This window comes from Streptomyces amritsarensis, assembly GCF_001953875.1.
GTDB lineage: Bacteria > Actinomycetota > Actinomycetes > Streptomycetales > Streptomycetaceae > Streptomyces > Streptomyces amritsarensis.
The window spans coordinates 1-17,752 of sequence record NZ_MQUR01000017.1 but is presented as its reverse complement, the minus strand read 5'-3'; the positions used below and the strand labels follow the sequence as shown (position 1 = coordinate 17,752).

General features: G+C 71.4%; 14 protein-coding genes and 1 pseudogene. 3 read left to right on the top strand and 12 right to left on the bottom strand.

What is annotated here, in order from left to right; translation table 11 throughout:
• Positions 1-102: 102 nt before the first annotated feature.
• From AVW11_RS10315 to AVW11_RS10270, 10 genes and pseudogenes are all read right to left on the bottom strand, one after another.
• Positions 103-501 (bottom strand): cytidine deaminase, encoded by a 399-nt coding sequence (locus AVW11_RS10315; RefSeq protein ID WP_030851254.1) that lies wholly within the window; start codon positions 499-501, stop codon positions 103-105.
• Positions 498-1,760, bottom strand: a complete 1,263-nt coding sequence (locus AVW11_RS10310) for an ABC transporter permease (protein WP_060178827.1) — start codon at positions 1,758-1,760, stop codon at positions 498-500. The genes AVW11_RS10315 and AVW11_RS10310 overlap by 4 nt, the downstream gene beginning before the upstream one ends.
• Positions 1,757-2,872: an ABC transporter permease gene (locus AVW11_RS10305; protein WP_030851261.1), complete on the bottom strand. Its 1,116-nt coding sequence runs from the start codon at positions 2,870-2,872 to the stop codon at positions 1,757-1,759. Before AVW11_RS10305 ends, AVW11_RS10310 begins: the two co-directional genes overlap by 4 nt.
• Positions 2,869-4,527, bottom strand: coding sequence for an ABC transporter ATP-binding protein (locus AVW11_RS10300; RefSeq protein ID WP_240528157.1), 1,659 nt, complete (start codon positions 4,525-4,527; stop codon positions 2,869-2,871). The genes AVW11_RS10305 and AVW11_RS10300 overlap by 4 nt, the downstream gene beginning before the upstream one ends.
• Before the next feature lie 230 nt (positions 4,528-4,757).
• Positions 4,758-5,822, bottom strand: coding sequence for a BMP family lipoprotein (locus tag AVW11_RS10295; RefSeq protein WP_076043831.1), 1,065 nt, complete (start codon positions 5,820-5,822; stop codon positions 4,758-4,760).
• Between the two features lie 229 nt (positions 5,823-6,051).
• Positions 6,052-7,296: an amidohydrolase gene (locus tag AVW11_RS10290; protein ID WP_030851269.1), complete on the bottom strand. Its 1,245-nt coding sequence runs from the start codon at positions 7,294-7,296 to the stop codon at positions 6,052-6,054.
• 137 nt (positions 7,297-7,433) lie between these two features.
• Entirely contained in the window at positions 7,434-8,615 is a 1,182-nt protein-coding gene (locus tag AVW11_RS10285) for a hypothetical protein (RefSeq protein WP_076043830.1), read from the bottom strand.
• A 76-nt stretch (positions 8,616-8,691) separates the two neighbouring features.
• A complete protein-coding gene (locus AVW11_RS38270; protein WP_225885137.1) occupies positions 8,692-9,591 on the bottom strand; it encodes an N-acetylneuraminate synthase family protein in 900 nt (299 codons plus the stop codon).
• A 453-nt stretch (positions 9,592-10,044) separates the two neighbouring features.
• Positions 10,045-10,410: pseudogene (locus tag AVW11_RS38265) on the bottom strand (acylneuraminate cytidylyltransferase family protein); the annotation flags it as partial.
• Positions 10,407-11,825 (bottom strand): DUF6716 putative glycosyltransferase, encoded by a 1,419-nt coding sequence (locus AVW11_RS10270; RefSeq protein ID WP_076043829.1) that lies wholly within the window; start codon positions 11,823-11,825, stop codon positions 10,407-10,409. The gene AVW11_RS10270 and the pseudogene AVW11_RS38265, both read right to left, overlap by 4 nt.
• Positions 11,826-12,001: 176 nt before the next feature.
• On the opposite strand from AVW11_RS10270, the gene AVW11_RS10265 reads away from it, so the two are divergent.
• Positions 12,002-12,982: a glycosyltransferase family 2 protein gene (locus AVW11_RS10265; RefSeq protein WP_030851284.1), complete on the top strand. Its 981-nt coding sequence runs from the start codon at positions 12,002-12,004 to the stop codon at positions 12,980-12,982.
• On the top strand, positions 12,982-14,316 hold the full coding sequence (locus AVW11_RS10260) for a polysialyltransferase family glycosyltransferase (RefSeq protein ID WP_076043828.1): 1,335 nt from the start codon (positions 12,982-12,984) through the stop codon (positions 14,314-14,316). The genes AVW11_RS10265 and AVW11_RS10260 overlap by 1 nt, the downstream gene beginning before the upstream one ends.
• 27 nt (positions 14,317-14,343) lie before the next feature.
• On the opposite strand, the gene leuE is transcribed toward AVW11_RS10260, so the two are convergent.
• Entirely contained in the window at positions 14,344-14,994 is a 651-nt protein-coding gene (leuE, locus tag AVW11_RS10255; RefSeq protein WP_076043827.1) for a leucine efflux protein LeuE, read from the bottom strand.
• A 45-nt stretch (positions 14,995-15,039) separates the two neighbouring features.
• Positions 15,040-16,620, bottom strand: a complete 1,581-nt coding sequence (locus AVW11_RS10250; RefSeq protein ID WP_030851293.1) for an acyl-CoA mutase large subunit family protein — start codon at positions 16,618-16,620, stop codon at positions 15,040-15,042.
• A gap of 179 nt (positions 16,621-16,799) precedes the next feature.
• Between AVW11_RS10250 and AVW11_RS10245 the strand changes: the two genes are divergently transcribed.
• Positions 16,800-17,672 carry a L,D-transpeptidase family protein gene (locus AVW11_RS10245; RefSeq protein WP_076043826.1) on the top strand — a complete coding sequence of 291 codons (873 nt, stop codon included), beginning with the start codon at positions 16,800-16,802 and terminating at the stop codon, positions 17,670-17,672.
• The last annotated feature ends 80 nt before the right edge of the window (positions 17,673-17,752 follow it).

Below are 17,752 nucleotides of genomic sequence, written 5' to 3'. Positions count from 1 at the left end.
AAGTGCTTCCTTCTACGCGCATAGAGAGGGGGAGAGAGGGGTTCGGGAAACGCCAAGTGCGACGGCCCTCCGCCCGGCAGGGGCGAAGGGCCGTCGGCACGGCTATCTCAGGTGACCGGGCCCGAAGGCCTGCGGCAGCATCGCCGCGAGCGGCAGGACCCCGTCGGGGGTCTCCACCAGCAGCTCGTCGCCGCCGAACTCGTACAGCAGCTGTCGGCAGCGTCCGCACGGGACGAGGATCTCGCCCTTGCCGTCCACGCACGTGAAGTGCGTGAGGCGGCCGCCGCCCGTCGCCTGGAGGGAGGAGACCAGGCCGCACTCGGCGCACAGGCCCAGCCCGTAGCTCGCGTTCTCGACGTTGCAGCCGGTCACGATGCGGCCGTCGTCCACGAGGGCGGCGACCCCGACCGGGAAGCCCGAGTAGGGGGCGTACGCCCGGGTCATCGCCTCCCGGGCGTGCGTCCGCAGTGCTTCCCAGTCCACCGCGTGCTCCGCGGTCACTTGCCCTGGCCCTTGCGGTACGGCATGCCGTCCGCCTTGGGCATCCGCAGGCGCTGCGCCGACAGGGCGAGCACGAGCAGGGTGGTCAGGTACGGGGCCGCGTCGACGAACTGGCTCGGCACGGCGTCGGTCACCGCGTACCAGACGAACAGCAGCGCGGCGAAGGCCGCCGAGATGCCGGCCTGGATGTACTTCTTCTTGTAGAGCTGCCAGACGCAGACGATGACCAGCAGGATCGCGATCAGCAGCAGCATCGCGTGGACGTTCTCGGCGCCACCGCGCAGCTTGAGGCTGTCGATGAAGCCGAACAGGCCCGCACCCAGCGCCATGCCGCCCGGCATCCAGTTACCGAAGATCATCGCGGCGAGGCCGATGTAGCCGCGGCCGCCGGTCTGGCCCTCCTGGTAGATGGGGCTGGCGACCTCGGACAGGTACACGCCGCCCAGGCCCGCGAGGGCGCCGGAGACGATCACGGCGATGTACTTGTACTTGTAGACGTTGACGCCGAGGGACTCGGCGGCGATCGGGTTCTCACCGCAGGAGCGCAGGCGCAGACCGAAGGAGGTCCGCCACAGCGCCCACCAGGTGGCGGGGATCAGCAGCAGGGCCACGATGGTCAGCAGCGAGATCTCGGTGATCAGGCCGCCGATGACGCCCGCGAGGTCCGAGACGAAGAACCAGTGCTTGCCCTGGAGGTCGGCCATCCAGTCCGAGAGCCCCGGAATGGTGATCTTGGTGATCGGCTCGACCTGCGGGGACTGCTTGGAGGAGCCGCCCGGCGCCTCGGCGAACGTGAAGTTCGACAGGTATTGGGTGAAGCCCAGCGCCAGGATGTTGATGGCCACACCGGAGACGATGTGGTTGACGTTGAAGGTGACCGTGATGATCGCGTGCAGGAGGCCGCCGACGGCGCCGCCGGCGATGCCGACGAGCACACCGGTCCAGGGGCCCCACTGGTAGCCGGCCCAGGCACCGAACCAGGTGCCGAGGATCATCATGCCTTCGAGGCCGATGTTGACGACGCCCGCGCGCTCGGCCCACAGACCGCCGAGACCGGCCAGGCCGATCGGCACGGCGAGGGAGAGGGCGCCGGAGACCTGGCCGATGGACGTCAGGTCGTCGGCCCCGGAGATCACACGGACCAGCGAGACGAGCGCGAGGCCGCCCGCGACGATCAGCAGGATCCAGGGCAGGGTGAGCTTCTTGCGGCCGCCCGGGGCGGGTGCCGCCTTCTTCGTGGAAACGGTGCTGGCGCTCACGCCGCGACCTCCTTCTCGGTCTTCATGGCGTGGCCCGCGGCCAGCTCCTCGCCGACCTTCTGCTGCTGGCGGCGGATGCCGTAGCGGCGGATCAGCTCGTAGGAGACGACGACCGCGATCACGATCAGGCCCTTCATGATCGTGCCGATCTCCTTGGCGTAGCCGGCCGTGTCGAGGCCGGCGGACGCCTTGTCGATGAAGGCCATCAGGAGGGCGGCGAAGAAGATGCCGACGGGGCTGTTGCGGCCGAGCAGGGCGATGGTGATGCCGGTGAAGCCGACACCCACGGGGAAGACCAGGGTGTAGGTGTGGCTCTCGCCGAGCAGGACCGGCATGCCGGACAGGCCGGCGACGGCACCGGAGATGAGCATCGCGGTGATGATCATCTTCTTGGAGTCGACACCGGAGGCCGCGGCGGCGGTCTCGCTCGCGCCGCTGGCGCGCAGGTCGAAGCCGAAGCGGGTGCGGTTGAGCACGAACCAGTAGACGATGCCGAGCGCGAAGGCGATGAAGGTGAAGCCGTAGATCTCGCCCGAGTCGCCCAGGGAGAGGGCCGGGAACCAGCCGGACTCCGCGATCTCACCGGTGGTGAGGTCGTTGGAGCCCTCGACCTGGACACCCAGGTTCTTCGGCAGGATCAGCCAGGCGATCAGGCTGGTCGCGATGGCGTTCAGCATGATCGTCGAGACGACCTCGCTCACGCCGCGCTTGGCCTTCAGGACACCGGCGATACCGGCCCAGAAGGCACCGGTCAGCATCGCGACGAGGACGATCAGCAGGATGTGCAGCGGCCCGGGCAGCGCGATGGCGCCACCGACCACGGCGGAGATCATCGCGGCGAGGCGGTACTGGCCGTCGACGCCGATGTTGAAGAGGTTCATCCGGAAGCCGATGGCGACGGCCAGGGCTGCCAGGTAGTACGTGCCGGCCTGGTTCACGATGAGGACCTGGATGTCCTCGTAGCCGCCGTTCTCGACCATGATGCGCAGCGGCTCGATCGGGTTGATACCCGTCGCGGCCAGCACGATCATGGTCAGTACGAAGGCGCTGACCAGCGCGAGCAGGGGCCCGGCGATGGCGAGCATCAGCCGGTCCTTGTCGAATGTCTTCATCGGGCCTCGTCCTCCGTCGTGTCACCGTCGGCAGCGGCGGAGTGGTTGTCGGTTGCTTCCAGGTGTCCCGAAGCGGCGCCCGTCATGGCGGTGCCGAGCTCCTCGGGGGTCACGGTCGCGGGGTCGGCGTCCGCCACCAGACGACCGCGGTAGATCACGCGCAGGGTGTCGGACAGGCCGATGAGCTCGTCCAGGTCGGCGGAGATCAGCAGCACGGCCAGTCCCTCGCGGCGGGCCTCGCGGATCGCGTCCCAGATCTGCGCCTGCGCGCCGACGTCCACACCGCGGGTGGGGTGGGCGGCGATGAGGAACTTCGGGTTGTGGCTCATCTCGCGGCCGACGATCAGCTTCTGCTGGTTGCCGCCGGAGAGCGAGGCCGCGGTGACGTCGATGCCGGGGGTGCGCACGTCGTACTCGCGCACGATCCGCTCGGTGTCCTTGCGGGCCGCCTTCGGGTCGAGGATGCCCTTCTTGGAGTTGGGCGCCTCGGTGACGTGGCCGAGGATGCGGTTCTCCCAGAGCGGGGACTCCAGCAGCAGGCCGTGGCGGTGGCGGTCCTCGGGGATGTAGCCGATGCCGCCCTCGCGGCGCTTGCGCACCGGGAGCTTGGTGATGTCCGCGCCGTCGAGGGTGATGACGCCCGCGTCGGGGGCCATCATGCCCATGAGGGCCTCGATCAGCTCCGTCTGGCCGTTGCCCTCGACACCGGCGATGCCGAGGATCTCGCCCTTGTGGATGGTGAGGTTGATGTCGTCCAGCAGCAGACGGCCGGCCTCGGCCTTCTCCCGGGTCGCGGAGTCCGGGGCGCCCGCGGGGACCAGGACCTCCGGCTCGGCGACGACGGCCTCGTCCGCGGCGATGGTCAGGCCCGTCACCTGGAGCATCGGCGTCGTGGTCACGGTCGACTCGCGGGTCTCCGGCGAGGGCAGCTCCGCACCGACCATCAGCTCGGCGAGCTGCTTGGGGGTGGCGGTCTTCGGGTCGGCGGTGCCGACCGTGGTGCCGCGCCGGATGACGGTGATGTCGTCGGCGACCTTCAGGACCTCGCCCAGCTTGTGCGAGATGAAGATGACGGTCAGGCCCTCGGACTTGAGCTCGCGCAGGTTGTCGAAGAGTGCGTCCACCTCCTGCGGCACGAGCACTGCGGTCGGCTCGTCGAGGATGAGGATCTTCGCACCGCGGTAGAGGACCTTGAGGATCTCCACGCGCTGGCGGTCGGCGACGCCGAGGTCCTCGACGAGGGCGTCGGGACGCACGCCGAGGCCGTACGCGTCCGAGATCTCCATGATCTTCTTACGGGCCTTGGCGCCGATGCCGTAGAGCTTCTCGCCGCCGAGAACCACGTTCTCCAGGACGGTGAGGTTGTCGGCGAGCATGAAGTGCTGGTGCACCATGCCGATGCCGCGGGCGATGGCTTCGCCCGGGCTGTTGAAGGCGACCTGCTCCCCGTCGATGGCGATGGTGCCCTCGTCCGGCTTCTGCATGCCGTAGAGGATCTTCATCAGAGTCGACTTGCCGGCGCCGTTCTCACCGATGAGGGCATGGACCGTGCCCTTGCGGACGGTGATCGCGATGTCCTTGTTGGCGACGACGCCGGGGAAGCGCTTTGTGATGCCGTGCAGTTCTACGGCGAGGGGCGGGCTGGACGCGTTGATGACGCACTCTCCTTGGCGCGAAAGGAGCGGAAGGCAGGGGGGACAGGGCGGGGAGTGAAAGTATCGCGTCCACGATGCTTCTACGCGCGTAGCACTGTCGGAAGTGAAAACTCGCAGCCACGAAGCTGCTTGGTCACAGACTAGTGATCACAGAATGAGGCTCGGGGCCCGGGAGCGATGTCGACCGCTTCCCGGACCCCGGAGGCCAGGACTACACGTCCAAGACGACCTTACGGAGCGGTCTTGACGGTGATCTTCTTGGCGATGATGTCGGCCTTGGCCTTCTCCACCGCGGCGACGAGGTCGGTCATCTCCTTGTACTTCGGGTTGGAGTCGGCCAGGCCGACGCCGTCCTTGTCCAGGCCGTAGCGGATCTCACCGGTGGTGGGCTTGCCGTCCTCGACCGACTTGATCAGGTTGAAGACGGAGTCCGAGACGTCCTTGGTGACCGAGGTCAGGATGGAGTCCTTGTACTTCGCCAGACCGGCCTGGTTGTACTGGTCGGAGTCGACACCGATGGCCCACTTGCCCTTGGCGGACGCGGCCTCGATGGCACCGGAACCGGCCAGACCGGCGGCGGCGTAGATCACGTCGGCGCCACCGGCGTCGAGCTGGCCCTGCGCGGCGGCCTTGCCCAGGTCGGGCTTGGCGAAGCCGTCGAAGTTCGGCGGCTGGGTCAGGTACGTGGAGAGCACCTTGGCGTTGGGGTTGGTGTCCTTGACGCCCTGGGTGAAGCCCGCCTCGAACTTCTTGATCAGCGGGACCTCGACACCGCCGATGAAGCCGACCGTGCCGGTCTTGGACGCCTTGGCGGCGGCGACGCCGGCCAGGTAGGAGCCCTGCTCCTCGTTGAAGACCATGTTGGCGACGTTCGGGCCGGTCACCGAGGTGTCGTCGATGATGCCGAACGTGGTGTTCGGGAACTTCGGCGCGACCTTCTTGATGGCCGGGGCGTAGGCGAAGCCGACGCCGATGACCGGGTTGTTGCCCTTGCGGGCCAGCTCGGTGAGGCGCTGGACCTTGTCGGCCTCGCCCTCGCCGTCGGTGGGCTCCGCCTCGGCGCCCTTGATCTTCAGCTCCGTCTCGGCCTTCTTCAGACCGGCGTATGCGGCATCGTTGAACGACTGGTCGCCGCGGCCACCGATGTCGTACGCGATGGCTGCGGACTTCTGGCCGCCCGACTCCGAGGGGGAGGCGGCAGCGTCAGAGGACTTCTTACCGCCACAGGCGGTGGCCGAGAGGGCCAGCGCCGCGGACGCGATGCCCACGGTGGCGATCCTGGTGATCCGGCGCAAGGGGAGGCTCCTTCAAAACCTGACCGAAGCGCCACGACCGGCGCTGGTTTCGCGGCGATCGTAACGCGCGTAGATGTCAGTTAAAGGCCCGTTCATGAGTCGTTATCGGATCGTCGCGAACCGGACAGTGACCGATCGGTAACTGCCAACGCGTCCGGCCCTTGTGTACCAAGGGCCGGACACGTCCGACGGGAGGCTCGCCGGTGCGGTAAGGAGCGTGGCCGGATCGCTACCTGGAAGGCGGCGTACGGCGGCCGTCGATCAAGGCCGCGGCGGTGAAGAACTCGACGCCGACGGCGATCGCGTCCTCGTCCACGTCGAAGTCCCCGCGGTGCAGATCCCGCTTGGCGGTGTCGCCGGGAGCGCGCACCCCGAGGCGGGCCATGGCGCCCGGGACGTGCTCCAGGTACCAGGAGAAGTCCTCCCCGCCCAGGCTCTGCTCGGTGTCCTCGACCGACTCGGCGCCGCAGCGGGCCGCCATCGCCTCGCGCAGCAGCTCGGTGATCACCGGGTCGTTGACCACCGGCGGCACCCCGCGCACGTGGTTGATCTCGAACTTGGCCCCGTGCATGGTCGCGATCTCGTCGATCGCCGCGTGGATCATGTCCGGCGCCTCGTGCCAGGCGGCCAGGTCCAGGCACCGCACGGTGCCGGACAGCTCGGCGTGCATCGGGATCACGTTGCAGGCGTGCCCGGCCTCGATCCGGCCCCAGGTGACCGACATGCCCGAGCGGGCGTCCATCCGGCGGGCGAGCAGGGCGGGGGCGTCGACGGCCACCCGGGCGGCGGCGGTCACCAGGTCGGTGGTCAGGTGCGGCCGTGCCGTGTGCCCGCCGGATCCGGTGAGGCTGACCTCCAGCCGGTCGCAGGCGGAGGTGATGGGGCCGGGCCGCAGTCCGATCCGGCCGGCGTCGACCCGGGGGTCGCAGTGCACGGCGACGATCCGGCCCACGCCGTCCAGCACCCCGGACTCGATGGCGTCGGTGGCCCCGCCGGGGAGTACCTCCTCGGCCGGCTGGAAGAGCAGCCGCACGGGACGGGGCAGGAGTCCCTGCCGGTCGAGCTCGGCGAGGACGAGGCCGGCTCCGAGGACGACGGCCGTGTGCACGTCGTGGCCGCAGGCGTGGGCGCGGTCCGGGAAGGTCGAGCGGTACGAGACGTGCGTCTTGGCGTCGGGAATGGGCAGGGCGTCGATGTCCGCGCGCAGGGCCAGCATCGGCCGGCCCCCGTCCCAGGTGCCTACGTCACAGATCAGGCCCGTGCCGGACTTCAGGACCCGTGGTCGCAGGCCGGCTTTCTCAAGCCTGGCCTTGATCGCCGCTGTGGTGCGGAATTCCTGGTGTCCGAGCTCCGGGTGCATGTGCAAGTCCCGGCGGAAGGCGATCAGTTCGGTGCGCAGGTGGTCCGGAAGTTTGCCGGGCAGCTCGGGCCGGTCGGACGCGACGGGCTGGAGGGTCTGGGACTCGCGGGACATCAACTGGTTCACCCGTTGAAGGGTAGGCGCACGGATGGCCCAACTGACCGGGGATCACGAAAAGTTCATGCCGTTAGGGGAAAGAAACCCAGCCTCTGGACGCATGACCGGGTGAGCCCGGGGGTAGACTCGCGCGCTCATCCGGCCGTGGGCGCCACCTGGGCAGGCAGTCTGTGCACATCACGAGCGGTGTCGGTGACCCCCGCGAGGAAGCTCCTGGCACGCGGGGACGCGGACCCGGTGAGCCAGGCCGGGTCCACATCGCATACGGCGACGGTGACCCCGGTACCGGTCAGGGCGTACGGCAGGGTGTGGACGACCGTGGACGGAAAGCTGAGGATCGTCCGGCCGACGGGACCCCGACGGGCGGTCAGCTCCAGCGGCAGGTCCGGCCGTACGATCTCCAGCCCGGTCTCCCGGCTCAGCGCGCGCAGCTTCTCCGGGGACTCGCGGCGGTGCGCGAAGTAGCGGGTGGCGCCGTGCTCCAGGGTGAGGGAGCGGACCGCGTCGAGGTAGCGGTCGGGGTCGACGATGCCGGTCTCCACCAGCGAGGTGCCGACCAGGTCGGTGCCCTTGGTCAGGCGGGGCGGGCCGAAGCGGGCGCGGGTCCAGGCGAACTCGTTGGTCCGCAGCGTCATCCCGCCGTGCGGGACGACCGGCATCGAGGTGAACACCTCGACGCGGCGGGCCTTCCCCGCGCCGGCGCCCCGGTCGGGGGCGAAGCGGCGCCGGGCGGCCGACGACACGGGCGCGTACGCCAGCTCGCGGACGCGCCCGGGCAGTGTTCCGCCGCCGACGCGGTGCCAGCGGACGAGGCGTTCGCCGCGGGCGGTCTGCGCGACGAACTCCATGGTGGCGGTGCCGTCGTCGACCACGACGAGTTCCTCGGCGCGCACCAGGGTGAGCAGGAGCTGGACGTAGCGCGAGAAGGGGTCGCCGACGACGACGGTGCGCGCCGCGCGGACGTCGCGCGCCAGCGCGGCGAGCGCCTTCAGCGGCGCGAGCCGGCTGCCGCGCGCCTCCTGCCACTGCACCTCGCACCCCTCGTCCCGGGCCAGCTCCGCCATCCGGCGGAGCTGGCCGCGGGACATGGGGTCGGTGGGCGGCAGGACGACGATCCGCACCGGCACCGGTGCGGGCGTGTCCGCCGGGCTCGGTCCGGGCTCCGCCCCGGGTCCGGCGGCGCGGCGCCCGCGCTGGCTGGGGACGCCGTCCAGCGGTCTGCCGGCCGCGGCGGCGCGCGCGTGGGCCCACTCCAGCACGTTGAGGAGTTGGACCGGGCTCTCGACGAACGCCAGGGTGGAGGCGGAGGTGCTCACACGTACTCCTTCTCGGGGGGCGGGACCTGTCGTGCGCCGGGGCCGCCCGGTGCTGTGAACCTTGCAGGTCACAGCACTAGACGGCAGCCAGTTCGCCGCGGACGCGGCGGAGCTTCTTCATGGGCCCCAGCTCGGATTCGTAGACCCGCTTGATTCCGTCGCCGAGGGCGGTCTCGATGGTGCGGATGTCGCGGACCAGGCGGGCCAGGCCGCCGGGCTCGACGGAGGCGGCCTGGTCGGAGCCCCACATCGCGCGGTCGAGGGTGATGTGGCGCTCGACGAAGGTGGCGCCGAGGGCGACGGCGGCGAGGGTGGTCTGCAGGCCCGTCTCGTGGCCGGAGTAGCCGATCGGGACGTTGGGGTACTCCTCGCGCAGGGTGTCGATGACCCGCAGGTTGAGCTCCTCGGCCTTGGCCGGGTAGGTCGACGTGGCGTGGCAGAGGAGGATGTTGGCGCTGCCGAGCACCTCGACCGCGTGGCGGATCTGCTGCGGGGTGGACATGCCGGTGGACAGGACGACGGTGCGGCCGGTGGCGCGCAGGGTGCGCAGGAGTTCGTCGTCCGTGAGGGAGGCGGAGGCCACCTTGTGGGCGGGGACGTCGAACTTCTCCAGGAAGGCGACGGCCTCGGTGTCCCACGGGGAGGCGAACCAGTCGATGCCGCGCTTGGCGCAGTGCTCGTCGATGGCGCGGTACTCGTCCTCGCCGAACTCCACCCGGTGGCGGTAGTCGATGTAGGTCATGCGGCCCCAGGGGGTGTCGCGTTCGATGTCCCACTGGTCGCGCGGGGTGCAGATCTCCGGGGTGCGCTTTTGGAACTTCACGGCGTCGCAGCCGGCTTCGGCGGCGGCGTCGATGAGGGCGAAGGCGTTGCCGAGGTCGCCGTTGTGGTTGATGCCGATCTCGCCGACGACGTAGACGGGGCGGCCGGGGCCCGCGGTGCGGGCGCCGAAGGTACGCAGGCGGGGGTCGGGCAGGGAGGTCATGGCAGGGGGCGTCCTTCGGTGCGGGGGAGTTCGGGGCGTTCGGGGTGTGGGCTGCGGTCCGGGGTGCGGTTCGGGCTGCCGGGCCGGCTCCGTGTCGGCCTGCGGGTCCGCGTGTGCGCCGCCGGGGCGCGGGTCGAGCAGCGGGGCGAGCAGTCGGGCTCGGGCCAGGTCGTGCGGGTCGTCGATCTCCAGGACCCGGGCGGGGTCGGTGGGGACGGGCAGGGTGCGGCCGAAGAAGCGGTGGCGGGCGGTGCGGAAGCCGGCGGCGTCCATGGCGTAGGCGGCGCCGGTCTCCAGCAGGTCCTGCGGCCGGTCCTGGCGGCGGGGCCGGTACGCGGGGTCGTGGTTGACCCCGCTCCCGGAGCCGTCGGGGCCGTCCCGCCAGAGGAAGCCGTGGAAGGGGGCGACGGTCAGGGCCGAGTCGGCCGCCCCGGAGGCGACGGCCACGGCGACCGACTCGACGTCGGAGGTCGCGAGGAAGGGGCTGGTGCACTGGACGAGGAGGACCACGTCCACGGTGAGCGAGTGCAGTTCCTCGAAGGCGGAGAGGGCGTGCAGGAGGGCGGCCTCGCTGCTCGCGGTGTCCCCGGAGATCGCGGCGGGGCGGGCGATCACGTCGGCGCCGGCGGCGCGGGCGGCCCGGGCCACTGCCTCGGAGTCGGTGGAGACCACCACGTCGGTGACGGTCGGCGCGGCCCGGCAGGCCAGCACCGCGCGGGCGACGAGCGGGGTGCCGGCGACCTCGGCGAGGTTCTTTCCGGGGACCCCTTTGGAGCCGCCGCGGGCGGGGATGACGGCGAGGACCCTCACAGCTCCCCCAGCCTGCGGATCACCGGGGCGACGCGCTGCACCCCGTGCCGGTACGCCCCGCGGGCGGCCTCCCGCAGGTGCGCGCGGAGCCGGCGGCGCAGCCGGGACTCCCCCGCCTCCTGCCGTGCGGCGCCGGGCAGCGGGGTCCCGTCGGGTGCGAGGCGGTGCCGGGCGAGGATGCCCGGCAGGTAGCCGGGGGCGGTGGTGAGCGTGTAGTAGGGCGCGGGCGAGGGCAGCCGGGCCGCGGCGAGCAGCCCGGCGACCCTGGCCCGGGCGACGGCGTAGGCGTCCTGGCCCTCGGCGCTGCGGGGTCCGGTCTGCGCGGGACCGCCGGCCGGGCCCGTATGCGCCGGGCCCGTGTCCGCCTTGCCCGCGTCCGCCGGGCCCGTGTCCGCCGGCCCCGGGGCGCCGGCGGGGCGCACGCCCTGGGCGGCCAGCCAGACCGGGTCGCCCTCCGGGAGGAGCCCCGCGTCGAGCTGGTCCCAGGAGGCCAGGCAGCCGGAGCCGAGGAAGTGGTGGTTGCCGAGGGCCTCGCGGATGCCGAGGTCGGTGAGGACCGCCGTGGGGATGGCGCGGTGCAGGGATTCCAGGGCGGCCGTGGAGGAGACGGTGACCAGCAGGTCGGCGCCGTCCAGCACCTCGCCCATGTTTCCGTACACCAGGCGGCAGTTGGCGGGCAGTCCGCCGGGGATCTTCTGCGCGAGCCGCTGGTAGGGCTGTTCCTCCAGGTGCGTGGTGTGCTCCCCGGGCTTGCTGCGCAGCTTGATCAACACCTCCCGGTCGGGGTGCTTGCGGGCGTGGCCGGCGGCCCGTTCCAGCAGGTAGGCGCGGTCGGCGCGGCTGTCGGGCACGGAGGGCTGCACGGCGAAGACCACGGTGTGGGCGCGGCTCCCGGCCGGTTCGTACGGCGCTCCGCCGAGGAAGGGCAGCGCGGTCTGGGTGACGGCGCCGGCGTCCGCGCCGACCCCTTCGTACACGGCGCGGAAGCGCTCGGCGTCGTACCGGGAGTTGGCGAGGACGACATCGGCGCCGTGCCGCAGCAGCAGCCCGTCGGCGAGCTTCTCGTAGACGACTCCGACGTATCCGGTGACGAGTACGGGCCGCCTGGCGGGGGCCGGCCACAGGGCTCGGGCCCCGTGCAGGACGGCCTGGACGGCTCCGCCGACGAGTGCGAGGACGACCACGTCGTAGCGCTCGCGTTCGATCTCGGCGAGGAACTCGGCGCAGGTCACCTCGGCCGGCCGGTCGGTCCGCACCCCCACCTCGCCGAGCTGCCGCGCGGTGGGCGTGGCACGGCCGCGCAGCAGGTATCCGGCGAGCCGGTGGTCGGGGACGAGGCGGCGGGCGGTGGTGACGCCCCATTTCCATCTCGTGTCGGAATCGGCGAGTACGGCGACGCGTTTGCGTTCTGGCACGCCGCAGAAGCTATGCGGCGATTTCGGTGATCGGCCCAACGAGCGCACAACAGCGGGTTAACAAAACGTCTACTGAATGCGAAAGCGCACGGGTTAACCCGTCCGCCCCGCGCCGTTCACATGAAATCCGCATCCGGGCCACAGTGAATGTCGGGCGGCGCCCTAATGTCTCGCGGGTGCCCAAGCTCTCTGTTGTCGTGCCGTTCTACAACGTGCAGACGTACGCACCGGACGCCCTGAGGAGTCTCGAACTGAACGCCCGGGAGGATTTCGAGTTCCTGCTCGTCGACGACTGCTCGACGGACAGGACGCCCGACCTCCTGGAACGGGCCGCGGGCGCGCTGCCCGGGGCGGTGCACCTCAGACACGGAAGCAACGGCGGCCTGGCGACCGCACGGAACACCGGGCTGGACGCGGCCCGCGGCGAGTACCTCGCCTTCCTGGACGGCGACGACTGGCTGGCGCCCGGCCACCTGGCCCGGATGCTGGCCGCCATGGAGGCGCTGGACTGCGACTTCATCCGCACCGACCATGTGCGGTGCACGGGCCGGACGCGGAGCGTGCAGCGGGTCCCCTTCGGCCCGCAGTCCGTCGTCGCCGATCCGCGGGGCGCGATCCTGCCCGCCGACCGGGCGACCTCGGTGGACTACCCGTACGCCTGGGCCGGGATGTACCACCGGCGGCTGCTGGACCGCGGCCTGCTGCACTTCACCGACGGGCTGCGCACCGCCGAGGACCGGCCGTGGATCTGGCGGCTGCACCGCGAGGCCGAATCCTTCGCCGCGGTGTCACTGCCCGGAATCTTCTACCGGCGCGGTGTTTCCACGTCGTTGACGCAGATCAAGGACGAACGGCAGCTCGATTTCATCCGGGCATTCGACGAGGTTCTCGCCGGCGTCGCCGCGGACCGGGAATCCGAGCTCCTCCTCCCAAAAGCCGTACGAACGTACTGCGCAATTATCGCGCACCATTTCGGATCCATCGAAAGGTACGAACCGGCCGTGGCCCGGAAACTCCGCCTCATGAGCACGGCGGCGCTCGGCCGCATGCCCCAGGACGTCCTGGACCAGGTCCTGGACTCGATGGACGCCGAGCGCTCCGCGCTGCTGCGCCGGCTGCGCGGCGGCCGCCGCACCCGGTCGGGGGCGACCGTCTGATGCTCACGCAGATCTTCCTGGCCTCCACCCTCTACGGTGCCGCCACCCTCGCGGCGGGCGTCGACGCGGGCTCCTTCCCGCCCGCGGACCGCCGCATCCTGCTGACCAGCAACCACGCCGTCACCGCCGAGGTGACCCCGGGGGTGGCCGGCATGCCGGGTTTCGCCGCGCTGCGCACCCGCTTCGACGAGGTGCTCGACTGGAACGCGGTGATCGAGCCGCAGCACCCGAGCACCTGGGCCCCGCGCGCCGAGGACGTCCCGATCTGGGAGCGGCACCTGCGCGCGCTGTGGGGGCTCGGCGAGGACCGGGTCGAGCTCATCGTGGAGTCCCTCCAGGTCCCGCCGGCCCAGTCGCTGTGCCGGCTCTTCCCGGGGGCCGCGGTCGACGTCTACGCCGACGGGCTGATGAGCTACGGCCCCACCCGCTTCCGCCTCGACCCGCAGCTCGGGATGCGGGTGCGCCGGGTGCTCCACCTGGACCTGGTGCCCGGCCTGCAGCCGCTGCTGCTGTCGGAGTTCGGGGCCCGGCCGGAGCTGGTGCCCGCGGAGTCCTTCCTGAAGGTGCTCGCCGAGCTCCCCGCGGACGGCCCGGACCTGGAGGGCGTCGGGGACTCCCCGGCCCTGCTGCTGGGCCAGTACCTGTCGGCGCTCGACCTGATGGGCCCGGACGAGGAGGAGGAGCTGCACGCCTCGATGGTCCGGGGCGCCTTCGCGCTCGGCCACCGGGAGCTGGTCTTCAAGCCCCATCCCAGCGCCCCGGCCGAGTACGCCCGCCGGGCCGCGGCGGAGGCCGAACGGCTCGGCGCCCGGCTCACCGTGGCGGGCAGCCCGGTCCTGGCCGAGACCCTCTACCAGCGGCTGCGCCCCGCGCTGGTGGCCGGCTGCTTCTCCACGGGGCTGCTGACCGCCGCCACGCTGTACGGGCTGCCCGTCGCGCGCACCGGCACCGGGGCCGTGCTGGCCCGCCTGGCCCCGTACCAGAACAGCAACCGGGTGCCGCTGGCGCTGGTGGACTCGCTGCTGCCGGACCTGGCGGACCCCGAGGGGGTCCGGGCGTGGACGCCCGCGTCGGTGGGGCTGGCCGGAGCGCAGCGGGCCGGGCTGCTGACCGCGGTCGGGTACACGATGCAGCCGCAGATCCTGTCCGCGCGGCGGGCCGCGGCCGAGGCGTACCTGGCCGCGCACCTGACCCCGGACACCTGGCGGTACTTCACGCGGCGCCGGCTGACCGCGCTCGGGCTGCCCGGCGGCATCCCCGCCCAGCTGTCGTTCCTGCCGCGCAGCCGGACCGTGCGGCGCGTGGCCCGGACGCTGCGCCGCGTCCTCGGCTGACGGCGGGCGGCTCCCGCCCGGCGGTCGTCAGCCGACGGCGAGCTTGGCCGCGAAGCCCAGGAACAGCACGCCCGCCGCCGAGGTCGCCCCGGCCGACAGCCGCTTGCGGCGGCGGAAGGCCTCCGAGAGGCGGGTGCCGCCGAATATCAGCAGCGTCAGGTAGAGGAAGCTGCCGGTCTGCAGCAGGCCGCCCAGGAGCAGGAAGGACAGCGCCGGGTAGGCGTAGGACGGGTCCACGAACTGCACGAAGAAGGACATCAGGAAGAGGATGGCCTTCGGGTTGAGGAGGCTGATCAGCAGAGCCCGCCGGTAGGGCCGCTCGTTCCCGGCCGGGTCGGCGGGGGCCTCGGCGCCCGCCTCGTCCCGCTCCCGGCGCGTGCGCCACAGCGCCCAGGCGCCCCGCATCATCCCGACGGCCAGCCAGGCCAGGTATCCGGCGCCGAGGAACTTCACCACGGTGAAGGCGGGCGGGCTCGCCTGGAGCAGCGCCCCGGCGCCCACGGCGGTCAGCGCCATCAGGACGGCGTCGCCGGTGAACACCCCGGCGGCGGCCTTGTACCCCGTGCGCACACCGCGGCGGGCGGCGACGGACAGCACGTAGAGCGAGTTCGGTCCCGGCAGGAGAATGATCAGGACGAGGCCGGCGAGGTACGTCGGCAGATCGATGACACCCAGCATGTGCAGGAGTGTCCCATGAGGACACACCTGACAGTCCAGTCGGTTTCACCATGTGGAACCGGCGGGCTCGTACGTCCCCCACACCTCCCGCAGCGCCCCGCACACCTCGCCCACCGTGGCCCGCGCGCGCAGCGCCTCCTTCATCGGGTACAGCACGTTCGCCGTGCCCGCCGCCGCCTCCCGCAGCGCCCCGAGCGCCGCCGCCACCGCCGCCCCGTCGCGCTCCGCGCGCAGCCGCGCCAGCGCCGCGCACTGCCGCTCCTCGATCGCGGGGTCCACGCGCAGCGGCTCGTACGGCTCCTCGCGCTCCAGCGCGAAGCGGTTGACCCCGACCACCACCCGTTCGCCGCTGTCGGTCTCCCGTGCGATGCGGTAGGCGTTCCGCTCGATCTCCGCCTTCTGGAAGCCGGCCCCGATGGCGGCCACCGCCCCGCCCTGCTCCTCGACCCGGCGCATCAGGTCGAGGGCGGCCGCCTCCAGCTCGTCGGTCATCCGCTCCATCGCGTACGAACCGGCGAAGGGGTCCACGGTGTGGGTGACGTCCGTTTCGTGCGCGAGGACCTGCTGGGTGCGCAGGGCGAGGCGGGCCGACTTCTCCGTGGGCAGGGCGATCGCCTCGTCGAAGGAGTTGGTGTGCAGCGACTGGGTGCCGCCCAGCACCGCGGCCAGGGCCTGCACGGCGACGCGTACGAGGTTCAGCTCGGGCTGCTGCGCGGTGAGCTGGACGCCGGCGGTCTGGGTGTGGAAGCGCAGCATCATCGACTTGGGGTCCCGCGCCCCGAACTCCTCCCGCATGACGCGGGCCCAGATCCGCCGGGCCGCGCGGAACTTCGCGACCTCCTCCAGCAGGGTGGTGCGGGCGACGAAGAAGAAGGAGAGCCGCGGCGCGAACTCGTCGACGGCCATCCCGGCCGCGAGGGCGGTACGGACGTAGGCGATGCCGTCGGCGAGGGTGAAGGCCACCTCCTGCGCGGGCGAGGCGCCGGCTTCGGCCATGTGGTAGCCGGAGATGGAGATGGTGTTCCACCGGGGGATCTCGGCCCGGCAGTAGCGGAAGGTGTCGGCGGTCAGCCGCAGCGACGGCTCGGGCGGGAAGATGTACGTCCCCCGGGCGATGTACTCCTTCAGGACGTCGTTCTGGATCGTCCCCGTCAGCTGCGTGCCCGCGATGCCCTGTTCCTCCGCGACCAGCTGGTAGAGCAGCAGGAGCAGCGCGGCGGGCGCGTTGATCGTCATCGAGGTGGAGACGCGGTCGAGGGGGATGCCGTCGAACAGGGTCCGCATGTCGTCGAGCGAGTCGACGGCCACCCCGACCTTGCCGACCTCGCCGTGGGAGAGGGGCGCGTCGGAGTCGTGGCCCATCTGGGTGGGCAGGTCGAAGGCGACGGACAGCCCGGTGCCGCCGCCCGCGATGAGCTGCCGGTAGCGGGCGTTGGACTCGGTGGCCGTGCCGAAGCCGGCGTACTGCCGCATGGTCCAGGGCCGGCCGGTGTACATGGTCGGATAAATCCCCCGGGTGTAGGGGAAGTCACCAGGTGCACCCAATTGGACCTCGGGGTCCCATTCCGTCAGATCGCCCGGTCCGTAGACCGGTTCGACCGGGATTCCGCTCTCCGTGCTGGCCATGTGACGAAGTCCTCCGTAGAGCAACCGTGCCCGGGGCTGATACAACCTTGCCCGCGCGTCGCTTCCCAAGGCCCCGGACGGTTGCTGGTCACAATGGCGCAACATCCCGGAACCCTGTGCAACTCTCCACGCGCGCCAGGCATCACCTAGATACACGACGTAGAAACCGGGGGACTGCAATGCAGCGCCAGAGAGTCATAATCCGCACGATCGGGGTGGCCACCGCCGTCGCGCTCGCCGCGACCGCCTGCGGTCCGCAGAAGACGGAGTCCGCTGGCTCCTCCTCCGCGGCACCGTCCTCGCCCACGGCGGGCGCCACCCCCGAAGCCTCCCCGTCCACCGACAACAAGCCCGGCGAGCCCTCGCCGTCGGCCTCGGCGTCCGCCTCCGCCTCCGCGTCGGCCTCGCCTTCGCCCTCGGTGAAGCAGATCATGGCCAACGGCGACGAGAGCGAGCAGGTGCGCGAGCTCCAGGCCCGCCTGAAGCAGCTCAAGCTGATGACGGTCGCGCCGACCGGTTTCTACGGCTCGAAGACGACGGCGGCGGTGAAGTCCTTCCAGTCGAAGAACGGCCTGGACGCGACCGGCGGGGTCGACGAGAAGACCTGGAAGAAGATCCAGAGCTCCAGCAAGAAGCCCACGGCCGACGAGCTGCGCCCGCCGACCACCAACGAGGTCGCGGCTCCCGACCCGCGCTGCATGACCGGCCGCGTCATGTGCATCAGCAAGGAGAGCCGCACCCTCGCCTGGATGATCGACGGCAAGGTCGTCTCGACGATGGACGTCCGCTTCGGCTCGGAGAACACCCCGACCCGCGAGGGCGTCTTCAACGTGGGCTGGAAGGCCAAGGACTGGACGTCGACGATCTACCACACGCCGATGCCGTACGCGATGTTCTTCAGCGGCGGCCAGGCGGTCCACTACTCGGCCGACTTCGCCGCCCGCGGCTACAACGGCGCCTCGCACGGCTGCGTGAACGTGCGCGACAAGGGCAAGCTGTCGAAGCTGTTCGACGACGTGCAGGTCGGCGACAAGGTCGTCGTCTACTGGTGAGCCCGCACAGGGTGATGCCGGGGGCCCGGGTTCCGGGCCCCGACCGCGCAGCCGGACCCGAGCCGGTGGAACGCGACAGG